We start from the raw sequence: 12,829 nt of genomic DNA on the forward strand, positions 1-12,829 counted from the left end.
TCCACGACCGAGAAGTATCCGCGGACGCGTCCTCAGAGCCGGTGGCGCCGTGGCGTCCGCGGCCCTGCTGTTGCCTCTGGTCTCGGCCGCTCCGTCCGCCACCGCGGAACGGCCGGCGTCCGACGCGCTGCAGCGGGAGTTCGCCGCCGCAGCCGCCGAGTACCGGGTGCCGCAGAGCGTTCTGCTCGGTGTCTCCTACCTCCAGTCCCGCTGGGACGGGCACGGCGGCGCGCCGAGTGTCACCGGCGGGTACGGCCCGATGCATCTGACCGACGCGAGGACGGCGCTGGCCGAGGCGCCGCACCATTCGCACGGCGTGGAGGACGCGCGCGGGGACGGCTCCCGGGCACCGATGAGCGGCCGTGGCAGGGCGGACGCGGCCTGGGCCGCCCTGTCCGTCCTGCCGGACCGGCTGCGGACGCTGGAGCGGGCGGCGGAACTCACCGGCATCTCGGACGAGCAGCTGCGCACCAGCCCCGCCGCGAACATCCGGGGTGGCGCGGCCCTGCTCGCCGCCGCGCAGAAGCACCTCGGCCAGGAGCTCAGTGCCGATCCGGCGGACTGGTACGGGGCGGTGGCACGGTTCTCCGGAGCAGACGACACGGCGACCGCGACGACGTACGCCGATGATGTATACGACATCATCCGCTCCGGTCAGCGGCGCACCACCGACAGCGGCCAGCTGGTCGCGCTGCACGCCGACGCCGGCCTGCGGCCGGACACGGCGACCACCGCGCGGCTCGGCCTGCGCACCGTAGACGCGGAACAGACGGAGTGCCCGCAGACGGTGGCGTGCGAGTGGATCCCGGCGCCGTACAAGGAGTTCGGCGAAGGCGACTACGGCAATCACGACAAGGCCGACCGGCCCACGTCCCAGTCGATCAGATACATCGTCATCCATGACACCGAGGCCACCTGGGACACCACCCTCCAGCTCGTCCAGGACCCGGAGTATGTGTCCTGGCAGTACTCGCTGCGCTCCTCCGACGGCCACATCGCACAGCATCTGCGGCTGAAGGACGTCGGCTGGCAGGCCGGGAACTGGTACATCAACGCCAAGTCGATCGGCCTGGAGCACGAGGGCTTCCTCGTCAGCCCCGACGCCTGGTACACCGAGGCGATGTACCGCGCCTCCGCGCGCCTCGTGCGGTATCTCGCGAAGCGGTACGGCATCCCGCTGGACCGCCAGCACATCATCGGCCATGACAATGTGCCGGGCACGGTTCCCTCGACGATCCCCGGGATGCACACCGACCCGGGTCCGTACTGGGACTGGGCGCACTACTTCGCACTGCTCGGCCGGCCGTTCGTGCCGTCCGGGGGCCCGGACACCGCCGCGGTGACGATCCGTCCGGACTATGCGAAGCACCAGCCGTTCTACACGAGCTGCTCGAAGCCGGGAGATGCCTGTGCCCCGCACGGTTCGGGCGCGGTACGGCTGCACACCGCGCCGGACGAGTCCGCCCCGCTGGTCAAGGACATCGGTCTACGCCCGGGCGGCGGGGACTCCACGAACGGCGTCAACGACACGGGCGCCAGGGCTTCGACGGGCCAGCGGTACGCGGTCGCGGAGCGGCGTGGCGACTGGACGGCGATCTGGTATCTCGGCCAGAAGGCCTGGTTCCTGAACCCGCGTACGCAGCCGACCGCGGTGGCCGCGCGGGCCGCGATCCTGACGCCCCGGGAGGATCTGGCGGAGGTCCCGGTGTACGGACGGGCCTATCCGGAGGCGTCCGCGTACCCGGCGGGTGTGCCCGTGCAAGCCGTGACACCGCTGCCGTACAAGCTGCTCGCGGGCCAGAAGTACGTGGTCGGCGACCTGACTCCGGGCGAGTACTACTTCGCGACGGCGTTCGACACGACAGGGCACAGGGTGGTGCGGGGCAAGGAGATGTACTACGAGATCCAGTTCGGGCACCGGGTCGCGTTCGTGAAGGCGGCTGATGTGCGCGTGATGATTCGCTAGCCGGGCCCTGGCGGTTCATCCGGACGGGTGATCACCGCCGCCGCGTGGGCCGGAAGGGCGACGGGTAGGGCTGGCCCGTACGCGACCGGTCCGCGCGGCTCGCGCGCGGACGCTCACCGAAAGGCCGGGCATGCATGGCACAGCCCTTCGAACTGCCGGATTTCTACGTACCGTATCCGGCACGTCTCAACCCTCATGTCGATGCGGCGCGGCAGCACACCAGGGAGTGGGCGCGCCGCATGGGCATGCTGGAGGGGTCGGGGATCTGGGAGTCGGAGGATCTCGAAGCGCACGACTACGCCCTGCTGTGCGCGTACACGCACCCGGACTGTTCGGCCGAGGCGCTGTCACTGGTGACGGACTGGTACGTGTGGGTGTTCTTCTTCGACGACCACTTCCTCGAGGTGTTCAAGCGCAGCGGGGACATGCGGGGCGGCAAGGCGTATCTGGGCCGGCTGCCGGCGTTCATGCCGCTGGATCCGGCACAGGGCACTCCGGAGCCGACGAACCAGGTCGAGGCGGGTCTGGCCGATCTCTGGGCGCGGACCGTGCCGGGCATGTCGCCCGCCTGGCGGGCCCGTTTCGCGCTGGCGACCGAGCATCTGCTGAACGAGTCCATCTGGGAGCTCGACAACATCAACGAGGGACGGATCGCCAATCCCGTCGAGTACATCGAGATGCGCCGCAAGGTCGGCGGCGCGCCGTGGTCGGCGGGGCTCATCGAGTACGCGGCGGGCGCGGAGCTGCCCGCGCAGGTGGCGGGTGCCAGGCCGCTGCGGGTGCTCACCGAGGCGTTCGCCGACGCCGTCCATCTGCGCAACGACCTCTTCTCGTACCAGCGTGAGGTCGAGGACGAGGGTGAGCTGAGCAATGGTGTGCTGGTCATGGAGACCTTCCTGGGCTGCACGACGCAGGAGGCGGCCGAATCCGTCAACGATCTGCTGACGTCGCGACTGCAGCAGTTCGAGAACACGGCGCTGACCGAGGTGCCTGCGCTCTGTGTGGAGAAGGGGCTCGATCCGGCGGAGTGCGCGGCGATCGCCGCGTACACGAAGGGCCTCCAGGACTGGCAGTCCGGCGGCCATGAATGGCACATGCGCTCGAGCCGCTATATGAACAAGGGCGTGGTGACCGGGCCGTCGCTGTTCAGCGGGGTGCTCGGTACCTCGGCCCTCGGCATCGGGACGCTGTTCGGCCGCCCGGCCGGCGCTCGGCTGCGCAACCTGACCCATGTGCCGCGCCAGCGGGTCGGCCCGTCGCTGCTGCCCGAGTTCGACTGCCCGTTCCCGCTTTCGCTCAGCCCGCATCTGGACGACGCACGGGAGAAGTCCATCGCGTGGGCGGGCCGGATGGGTCTGCTCAACGACATCTGGGACGAGCCGATGCTCGCCGGTTTCGACTTCGCGCTCTGCTCGGCGGGGCTGGATCCGGACGCCACGCCGGAGGAGCTGGAGCTGAGTGCGGAGTGGATGACGTGGGGGACGTACGCAGACGACTACTACCCGCTGGTGTTCGGGCGTCCGCGCAAGCTCTTCGAGGCGAAGGCCTGCACCGACCGGCTCAAGCAGTGCATGCCCGTCGACGACCCGGCCGCCGCCGCGGCCGTCGCGGTGAGCCCGATGGAGCGGGCCCTCGCCGATCTGTGGACGAGGACCGCCGCACCGATGGGGCCCGAGGCGCGGGCCGCACTGCGACGGGCGCTGGACGCCATGCTCGACAGCTGGCTTTGGGAGCTCCAGAACCAGGCGCAGCACCGGGTGCCCGACCCCGTCGACTACATCGAGATGCGGCGCCACACCTTCGGCTCCGAGCTCACGATGATGCTCTGCCGGCTACGGCACGAAGGTGAGCTTCCGCCCGGGATCTACCGCAGCGGGACGGTGCGGAGTCTGAAGAACTCCGCGTCGGACTACGCCATGCTGGTCAACGACCTCTTCTCGTACCAGAAGGAGATCGAGGTCGAGGGTGAGGTGCACAACTGCGTGCTGGTCGTGCAGTCGTTCTTCGGCTGCGACCATCCGAGCGCGGTCGCGATCACGGATGATCTGATGCGTTCGAGAATGCGTCAGTTCCTGTATGTGAAGGAGCATGAACTCCCCGTGCTCTACGAGGAGTTCGACCTGGACGCCAAGGGCAGAGCCGCCCTCGACACCCATGTGCGGGAGCTGGAGGACTGGATCGCGGGCATCCTGAACTGGCACCGGGGCGTGCGGCGCTACAGGGCCGAGGACGTGCGCCGCGGGGCGGGTTCCCCGTTGCGGACCGACGGGCCCATGGCACTGGGGATGTCGGCGGTACGGATCGTCGATCTGTTCCGGTCGGCCGCCGGTGCCGCCGTCGCCCCGTGCGGTCAGTGAGACCTTCGCGGCCTCGGCCCACCGACACGCAGGCCGGGGTCGAGTTTCGCGAGTGCCGCTTCCAGTCGTGCGCGGAACGCGGGCGAGTCGCCGAGGGTGCGGACGGGTTGGTCTCGTTGTGTACGACCCACCCGGGCGGGTCGCGAATGTGCCGGGCGCGCAGCACATCGTAGGGCTGGGCCGGGTCGCGGCGTCGTCGACCGTGCGGGTGACGGTGGTGTGCGGGTCGTCGCCGCGGTAGTGCGGGTGGGTGTCGGCGTAGTCGGTGCCGGCGGCGAGGGCGAAGTGGGTGCTGTCGGCGCCGGTGACGGTGAGTGTGCCGGCCGTCCGGTCGGCGGTGAGCGTCCCGCTCTGTGTGCGGATACGGATCTGGGCCTCGAAGCGCAGGCCGTTGTCGTCGAGGGCGCCGCGTACGGTGATGCGTGTCCATTCATCGGATGAATCGACGCGCTTGGTCGAGCGCCGGTCAGCCGTGACCGTGACAAGGCTCATGACAAGACCGTCGCTCGGACGGAGCTCGCCCGTGCTTGGACTTCTCGCCCGAGGGAGGGTTCAGCCCTGCTGGAAGAGCTCCGCGGGCAGCGGCTTCAGCAGTGCGTACAGATCGTCGGTGATCGGCCGGTCCCAGCTGGCGATGGTGACGAGAACGTTGTCGCTGCGGTCGAACTGGACGCAGGAGATACGGCTTTCGGAGAGCTTGATCCTGCGGACGATCAGCAGGTTGTCGCCCTGCATGACGGGGACGTCCTCGGTACCGACGACCGTGACCTCGTCGTCGTTCTCCAGCGCCGCGAGGAGCTGGGCGACCTCGAAGGGCACCTGGCCCTCGGCGAGCTCCCGGGCGGGCGAGCCCTCCGGCAGATTGCCGATGATCATCGCGGGTCCGCGGCCGCCGAACAGGTCGTAGCGCAGGAAGACACCCTGGCAGCTGCCGTCCGGCGCGGGCAGCAGGCCCGCGCCCAGATTGCCGGGCCAGTCCCCCGGGTCCATGGCCAGGACATCGAAGTCCGGGCCCGCGGGAGTGGCGGCGCTGCGGCGGCGGAGGAAGGACATGCCGCCATGGTACGTGCCCGGGCGCCCCGTCGGCCGACCCGGGCTCCCGTCCCACGGAACGGCCCGACGGCGGCGCCTGCCGGGGCGCCCGTCAGGCGGATCGCGTGGCCAGATCGCGCAGGAGAGTGACGGCCTCGTCGGCGCGGTCGTAGGGCACGAACAGGTGGTCGTGGTGGAAGCCCGCGACAACGTTGCAGCTCAGGCCCGCGTCGGCGAGCGCGCAGGCCACGGCGGCGGTCAGTCCGACGGCTTCCAGCGCGGAGTGCACGCGCAGGGTGATCCAGCCGGCGACGTACGCGTAGGCCAGCTCGGCGGCGTCGGCCTCCTCCTGGCGTACGACAAGGGTGAGGCCCTCGTCCTCGGCGACGGTGACGACGGGGGTGAGGCCCGGTGGAACGGGGCCGCCGACGGTGGCGAAGACATAGCGGCCCGGGTTCAGTTGGGGCCGCATTCCGGTCAGCAGGCGGCGCAGATCACGCTCTCCACTCATGATCAACACCCTAGGTCACCCACCACTTCCTTGCATCCATCGCAGAATGAAGAAGAGGCCCTTCCGAACCCAGGCGAACTGCCGATCTGGATCTATGATCCACCAATCGCCTGCCTGGGCGTCCGAGATCCAGGCGCACCACCCGCGCGCCGCGTCGGTCAGGTGAGGTCGAACTCTCCCTCGCGGGCGTTGAGCACGAAGGCACGCCATTCGGCCGGAGTGAAGATCAATGACGGGCTCTCGGGGCGGGCGCCGTTCCGCATCGCGATGAAGCCCTCGACGAAGGCGATCTGGACGTCGCCCGCTCCTTGACTGCCCGACTGCCAGTCGGCCTGGCTCAGATCGAGGTCCGGCTTGTCCCACCCCGAAAGCGGCTGCTGCGTGGTGATGGTCTCGGCCACGTCCGTACTCCTCCCGGTTCGTCGTCCGGGCTCAGACTAGCGATCGTCGCGGGTCGCGGACAGGCCGCGGCGGGACGACCGCGGCCGGCCCGGGCGGCGCCCGGCGGTCAGTTCGAGGGCGGCTCCGAGCCGACCAGCCATATGGAGAAGAACTGGGATCCGCCGCCGTAGGCGTGGCCGAGCGCCTTGCGGGCGCCGTCCACCTGATGCTCACCCGCCTGCCCCCGCACCTGCAGGGCCGCCTCGGCGAACCGGATCATTCCGGAGGCACCGATGGGGTTGGTGGAGAGCACCCCGCCGGACGGGTTCACCGGCAGATCGCCGTCCAGTTCCGTGACGCCGGACTCGGTGAGCTTCCAGCCCTCGCCCTCCGCCGCGAAGCCGAGGTTCTCCAGCCACATCGGCTCGTACCAGGAGAACGGTACGTACATCTCGACCGCGTCGATCTCCCGGCGCGGATCGGCGATCCCGGCCTGCCGGTAGACGTCGGCCGCGCAGTCCTTGCCCGCCTGCGGGGAGACGAAGTCCTTCCCGGCGAAGAGGGTGGGCTCGCTGCGCATCGCGCCGCCGTGCACCCAGGCCGGGGGGTGCGGTGAGCGGGCCGCGCCCGCCCGGTCGGTGAGGATCATCGCGCAGGCGCCGTCGGACGACGGGCAGGTCTCCGAATAGCGGATCGGGTCCCACAGCATCGGCGAGGACTGCACCTTCTCCAGGGTGATGTCGTGCTCGTGCAGATGGGCGTACGGATTCTTCAGGGCGTTGCGCCGGTCCTTGTACGCGACGAGGGAGCCGACCGTGTCGGGTGCGCCGGTGCGGCGCATGTACGCCCGTACGTGCGGGGCGAAGAAGCCGCCGGCGCCCGCGAGAAGGGGTTGCTGGAACGGAATGGGCAGCGACAGGCCCCACATGGCGTTCGACTCGGACTGTTTTTCGAAGGCGACAGTGAGGACGGTGCGGTGGACGCGGGCCGCGACCAGGTTCGAGGCGACGAGGGCGGTGGAGCCGCCGACCGAGCCCGCGGTGTGGACGCGGAGCATGGGTTTGCCGACGGCGCCGAGCGCGTCGGCGAGGTACAGCTCCGGCATCATCACGCCCTCGAAGAAGTCCGGGGCCTTGCCGATGACGACGGCGTCGATGTCCGCCCAGGTCAGCCGGGCGTCGTCCAGGGCGCGCCGGGCCGCCTCGCGGACGAGGCCGGCGATGGAGACGTCGTGGCGGGCCGCGACGTGTTTGGTCTGGCCGATGCCGACGACGGCCACGGGCTCCTTACCGGACATGCGGCTCTCCTTCGAGGACGGCGACCAGGTTCTGCTGCAGGCAGGGTCCTGAGGTGGCGTGGGCGAGGGCCCGGTCGGACGCGCCGCGGTGGATGCCGGCGGCGGCCTCGCCGATGCGGATGAGGCCCGCGGCCATGACCGGGTTGGCGGCGAGTGCTCCGCCGGACGGGTTGATCCTCACCCTGTCGTCGAGGTCGAGGGCCTTGCGGAGCACGGCCTCCTGGGAGGTGAACGGGGCATGCAGTTCGGCGGTGTCCACCGGTCGGTCGAAGGCCCCGGCGCGCTCGGCCGCGAGCCGGGTGGAAGGCGAGTCGGTGAGGTCGCGTACGCCGAGGCTGTGCGGTTCGATGCGATGGTCCATGCCGCGGATCCAGGCGGGCCGTTCGCACAGTTCGCGGGCCCCGTCCCCGGCCGCGAGGATCACCGCGGCCGCGCCGTCGCCGACGGGCGGGCAGTCTCCGGTGCGCAGCGGCTGTACGACGTAGTCCCCCTGATCCCGCAGTCCGCGCACCTGGGCATGCGGGTTGGCGGCGGCCGCGGTGCGGCTGCGGGCGGCGATACCGGCGAGTTCCCGTTCGCTCGTGTACTGCGCGTCGATGAGCGCCTGCGCCTGGAGCGCGGCGAGGGCGACCGAATCGGGCCAGAGCGGGGCGACGTAGTAGGGGTCGAGCTGACGGGTCAGCACATCGCGCACGGAGCCCGGTGAGGACTTCCCGTACGCGTAGACCAGCGCGGTGTCGGCCTCTCCGGTGAGGAGCTTCACCCAGGCCTCGTAGAGCGCCCAGGCGCCGTCCATCTCGACATGGGACTCGGAGATCGGCGGCCAGGCTCCGACACCGTCCAGGGCCATCGTGAAGGAGAAAGCGCGTCCGGCGAGATAGTCGGACGATCCGGAGCAGGTGAAGCCGATGTCGCCGGTGCGCAGTCCGGTCCGGTCGAGGACCTCGTGCAGGACCGGCATCAGCATCTCGACCTCGGAGAGCTCTTCGCTGCTGCGCCGGTGGTCGGTCTGGGAGAAGGCGACGATCGCGACGTCTCGCATGGCTACAGCAGCTCCTTGTAGGTGTCGTAGTCCGCGTCGGGTTCGCCGGTCGGCCGGTAGTGGTCGGGGTAGCGCCCTCCTTCGGTCCACACGGGTTCGACCCGCAGCCCCATGCGCACCTGGTCGTACGGGATCCCGCCGATGCGGCCGTGCAGGGCGAGGTCCGCGCCGTCGAGGGCGATGTGCGCGTAGACGTAGGGAACGTCGATGTCGAGGTTCGCCGGATGCCGAGACTTGATGTTGACGATGCAGTACGTGGTGACCGTGCCGCGCGGGCCGACCTCGACCTGCTCGGAGGTGGCGACACCGCAGGTGGGGCAGGCACCGCGGGGCGGGACGTACACCTTGCGGCAGGACGGGCACCGTTCGCCGGTGGTGCGCTGCCCGGCGAGGGCGTTGATGTAGCGGGCCTGGGCGCGGCCGGGGCTGTAGATGTAGTCGAGCCGGGCGGGTGCGACGATGCCGGTGACGGGGTTCTCGAACTCCCCGCTGTGGCTCTGTGCCGGCGCGGGCTCCTCGCCGTCCTCGTACGGTTCGAAGCAGGCGATGTCGGTGATGGCTCCGGTGCGCTCGGCGGCCCAGCGGACACGGACGCGCATGCCGGTGCGTACGGCGTCGGGGCCGGGCGCCTCGAGGGCGTGGAGCAGCGCGGTGTCGGCCCCGTCGAGTGTCACCAGGACCCACGCGAAGGGGGTTTCGAGGGGCTGGCCGCGACGCGGCTCGGGGTTCCAGGCCCAGGTGGTGACGGTGCCGGTGGCGGCGACCTCGACGAGGTCGCGTATCTCTTCGGCGGTCTCCGGGTCGTACTCGACGGGTGGGACGAGCACGCGGCCGTCGGAGGTCCTCACACCGAGGACGGTGCGTTCGCGCAGGCCGGTGAGGAAGGCGGACTGGACGGGACCGAGGGAGCGGGTGAAGGGGAACTCGACGACGAGCGGTGCGCGCAGCACCTCCGGTGCGGGGGCGGCTGACATGGGACTCCGTTTCTGTGCCGGGGGCGGTTGCGTGTCAGGCGCCGGATCATGCGCGGCGGAAGACCGGCGGGCGCTTCTCGGCGAACGCCCGGGAGCCCTCCTTCGCGTCGGCGGTGTCGAAGACGGGCCAGCCGCGTTTCAGTTCTGCTGCGAGCCCTTCGGTCTCCGTCATCTCGGCGGTCTCGTACACCGATGCCTTCACGGCCTCCACGGCCAGCGGGCCGCAGTCGTTGATCTGTCCGGCGATGGCGAGAGCCTTGTCCAGGGCGGTGCCGTCGGGGACGACGTGACCGACGAGCCCGATGCGTTCTGCTTCGGCGGCGGTGTAGGGACGGCCGGTGAGGAGCATTTCGAGTGCGTGGGTGCGCGGAATCTGGCGCTGGAGCCGTACGGTCGAGCCGCCGATCGGGAAGAGGCCGCGCTTCACCTCGAAGAGCCCGAAGGTGGCGCTCTCGCCCGCGACACGGATGTCGGTGCCCTGGAGGATCTCCGTGCCGCCGGCCACACAGTGGCCCTCGACGGCGGCGATGACCGGTTTGCGGGGGCGATGGTGGCGCAGCATCGCCTTCCAGTGCAGATCGGGGTCGGCGCTGAGCCGGTCCCGGTACTGCTGCCCGTCCATCCCCCTGCCCGCCAGGGCCTTGAGGTCCATCCCGGCACAGAACGAGCCGCCCGCCCCGGTGAGGACGATCGAGCGGATGTCGTCGTCCTCGTCGGCCTCCAGCCAGCCGTCGTGAAGCCCGACCAGCATCGGCAGCGACAGTGCGTTCTTCGCCTCGGGCCTGTTCAGGGTGAGCACCAGTGTGGCGCCCTCGCGCTGCACGGTGAGGTGTTCCGTACCCGCCATGACCGTCCTCCCGTCTCAAGACCTAGAACAGGTTGCAGGAGGCCGGGGTCCAGTTCAATAGTTTTCTGACAGTCAGTCAGATTTCTTCTGCGGGACCCCTTCCCACTTGCCTGCGGCGGCGCTCTAATGACCGCTCCGAGGCAGTTGTCAGCGCCGAGTGCGGCCGGGGTCAGGAGGAATGGTGGAGTACAACCTTGCCGACCTGTTCGAGTCGGTCGTGGACGTGGTCCCGGACCGCGAGGCGCTCGTCCACATCGACCATCCCGGTACGGGCGCGGAGCGCCGGCTCACCTACGCGGAGCTCGACGCCGCCGCGAACCGCATCGCACACCACCTCGCGGACGCCGGTCTGAAGCCCGGCGACCACCTCGGGCTGCACCTCTACAACGGCATCGAGTATCTGCAGACCGTCCTCGGCTGTCTGAAGGCACGCCTCGTCCCGGTCAATGTGAACTACCGTTACGTGGAGGAGGAGTTGGTCTACCTCTACCGCGACGCGGATCTCGCCGCTCTGGTCTTCGACGCCGAGTTCACGGAACGGGTCGCGGCCGCCCTGCCGCGGACCGAGAAGCTCCGGCATCTCGTACGGGTGGGGACCCCTCCCAGGGACGCCCCCGCGCTCGACTGCACGGCCTTCACGGACGCCGAGGCGGCCGGCTCGCCGGAGCGCGGCTTCGGTCCGCGCTCGGCGGACGACCAGTTCATCATCTACACCGGCGGCACCACCGGTATGCCCAAGGGGGTGATGTGGCGGCAGGAGGATCTCTTCTTCGCCGGGCTCGGCGGCGGCGCGCCCACCGGGGAGCCGGTGAAACGGCCGGAGGAGCTCGCCGAGCGGGTGGCGGCGGGCGGCGACGGCATCACGTTCTTCCCCACTCCCCCGCTGATGCACGGGACGTCGACGCTCACGGCGTTCATCGGCTTCAACTTCGGGCAGCGGGTCGTGCTCCACCGCAAGTACGTGCCCGAAGAGGTACTCCGCACGATCGAGCGGGAGCGGGTGACGTCCGTGTCGCTGGTCGGCGACGCGATGCTGAGGCCGCTGATCGACGCGCTGAACGGATCGCTGAAGGGCACGGACCTCTCCGCGCTGTTCAGTGTGTCCTCGTCGGGCGCGATCATGTCCGAGACGGTGCGCGAGCAATTCAAGGCGCTGGCGCCGAACGTGATGCTGCTGAACAACTTCGGCTCCTCGGAGTCCGGTTTCAACGGCACGGCGACGGACGACTCGGGCCAGGACAAGGGCTTCCGGCTGCGCGTCAACGCCCGTACGCAGGTCGTCGACCCGGCCACGTACGAACCCGTGGCCGTCGGTGAGCCGGGCCGTATCGCTCAGCGCGGCCATGTGCCTCTCGGCTACTACAACGACCCGGACAAGACCGCCGAGACCTTCTTCCAGAAGGGCGACGAGCGGTGGGTGCTCCTCGGCGACATGGCGACGGTCGACGAGGAGGGCGTCGTCACCGTCCTCGGCCGCGGCTCGCAGTGCATCAACACGGGCGGCGAGAAGGTCTATCCGGAGGAGGTCGAGCAGGCGCTCAAGGCCCATCCGGACGTGTACGACGCGCTGGTCGCGGGGGTACCCGATGCGACATGGGGCAACCATGTGGCGGCGGTCGTGCAGTTGCGGGCCGGCGCGGGCCCGCTGGATCTGGACTCCGTGCAGGCGCACTGTCGTACGCGGCTGGCCGGGTACAAGATCCCCCGGCAGCTGGTGATCACACCGGCGATCCAGCGCTCGCCGAGCGGGAAGGCGGACTACCGCTGGGCGCGGGCGGTGGCGACGGCGGAGGCGGGGGGCGAGGGTCAGGCCGTCCCGGGCCGGTGACCTGACGTACCGAAGTACCGAAGTACCGACGCGCCGACGTGCGGGCGCGCCGACGAACCGACGTCCCGGAGCGCCGGCGTACCGGCGCGCATGCGGTGTGCCGGATGCCCGCGGCCCCGGCAGCGGACCTGCTGCCGGGGCCGCGGTGACACTTCCGGATGGCTCCGTGGACGGCCGTCGGTCGTCTACGACTCGTCGTTCACCCAGAGCTGCCACGTGCCGCTGGCGGACTTCTTGCAGTCCCACTCGGAGTAGGCGGAGTTCACGCCGTCGTGACCTCTGCCTGACGGACGGACGGGTCCTGGACCGCCGGTACACCCCGCTGGCGCCCGCCGTTCCACCCGTCGACGGTTGGAGAGCGCACCTCACACGCACCGACCCACGGGGCACGACGGGGCGCGCGGCACGGACGCAGGCACGGTGCCCGGGCGGCTGTCCGGCAGCATCCGGGCTTCGGTGCCGCCTGCACGGGCGGTGGCCGGGCCGCGTACAGGGCGGTGGCCGTCTGCAAGAACGGTGTCCGCTGCTTCACGATGCCCGGCGAGAGGCCCGCGTTGGGCGGAGCATTGAGCAAGGTCGTGCGGGCTTACGTAT

General features: G+C 70.3%; 10 protein-coding genes. 3 read left to right on the forward strand and 7 right to left on the reverse strand.

Annotation, left to right across the window (positions count from 1 at the left end):
* Positions 1-16 precede the first annotated feature (16 nt).
* The gene (locus tag AC0699_RS11290) at positions 17-1,966 is read left to right on the forward strand and encodes an N-acetylmuramoyl-L-alanine amidase (RefSeq protein ID WP_478658579.1); all 1,950 of its coding nucleotides are present in this window, start codon (positions 17-19) and stop codon (positions 1,964-1,966) included.
* Between the two features lie 134 nt (positions 1,967-2,100).
* Entirely contained in the window at positions 2,101-4,323 is a 2,223-nt protein-coding gene (locus tag AC0699_RS11295; RefSeq protein WP_478658467.1) for a terpene synthase family protein, read from the forward strand.
* A gap of 552 nt (positions 4,324-4,875) precedes the next feature.
* On the opposite strand, the gene AC0699_RS11300 is transcribed toward AC0699_RS11295, so the two are convergent.
* From AC0699_RS11300 to AC0699_RS11330, 7 genes are all read right to left on the reverse strand, one after another.
* Positions 4,876-5,376: a hypothetical protein gene (locus AC0699_RS11300; protein WP_478658469.1), complete on the reverse strand. Its 501-nt coding sequence runs from the start codon at positions 5,374-5,376 to the stop codon at positions 4,876-4,878.
* A gap of 91 nt (positions 5,377-5,467) precedes the next feature.
* Positions 5,468-5,866 (reverse strand): ACT domain-containing protein, encoded by a 399-nt coding sequence (locus AC0699_RS11305; RefSeq protein ID WP_478658471.1) that lies wholly within the window; start codon positions 5,864-5,866, stop codon positions 5,468-5,470.
* Between the two features lie 158 nt (positions 5,867-6,024).
* Positions 6,025-6,267: a DUF397 domain-containing protein gene (locus tag AC0699_RS11310; RefSeq protein ID WP_478658473.1), complete on the reverse strand. Its 243-nt coding sequence runs from the start codon at positions 6,265-6,267 to the stop codon at positions 6,025-6,027.
* Positions 6,268-6,374: 107 nt separating this feature from the next.
* Complete coding sequence (locus AC0699_RS11315) at positions 6,375-7,544, reverse strand: thiolase domain-containing protein (protein WP_478658475.1); 1,170 nt, start codon at positions 7,542-7,544, stop codon at positions 6,375-6,377.
* Positions 7,534-8,586 carry a thiolase domain-containing protein gene (locus tag AC0699_RS11320; RefSeq protein ID WP_478658477.1) on the reverse strand — a complete coding sequence of 351 codons (1,053 nt, stop codon included), beginning with the start codon at positions 8,584-8,586 and terminating at the stop codon, positions 7,534-7,536. Before AC0699_RS11320 ends, AC0699_RS11315 begins: the two co-directional genes overlap by 11 nt.
* 2 nt (positions 8,587-8,588) lie before the next feature.
* Positions 8,589-9,560: a Zn-ribbon domain-containing OB-fold protein gene (locus tag AC0699_RS11325; RefSeq protein WP_478658480.1), complete on the reverse strand. Its 972-nt coding sequence runs from the start codon at positions 9,558-9,560 to the stop codon at positions 8,589-8,591.
* Between the two features lie 46 nt (positions 9,561-9,606).
* On the reverse strand, positions 9,607-10,407 hold the full coding sequence (locus tag AC0699_RS11330; RefSeq protein ID WP_478658483.1) for a crotonase/enoyl-CoA hydratase family protein: 801 nt from the start codon (positions 10,405-10,407) through the stop codon (positions 9,607-9,609).
* A 181-nt stretch (positions 10,408-10,588) separates the two neighbouring features.
* On the opposite strand from AC0699_RS11330, the gene AC0699_RS11335 reads away from it, so the two are divergent.
* Positions 10,589-12,235 carry an acyl-CoA synthetase gene (locus AC0699_RS11335; RefSeq protein WP_478658582.1) on the forward strand — a complete coding sequence of 549 codons (1,647 nt, stop codon included), beginning with the start codon at positions 10,589-10,591 and terminating at the stop codon, positions 12,233-12,235.
* The last annotated feature ends 594 nt before the right edge of the window (positions 12,236-12,829 follow it).

Source organism: Streptomyces sp. NPDC043870, assembly GCF_056435785.1.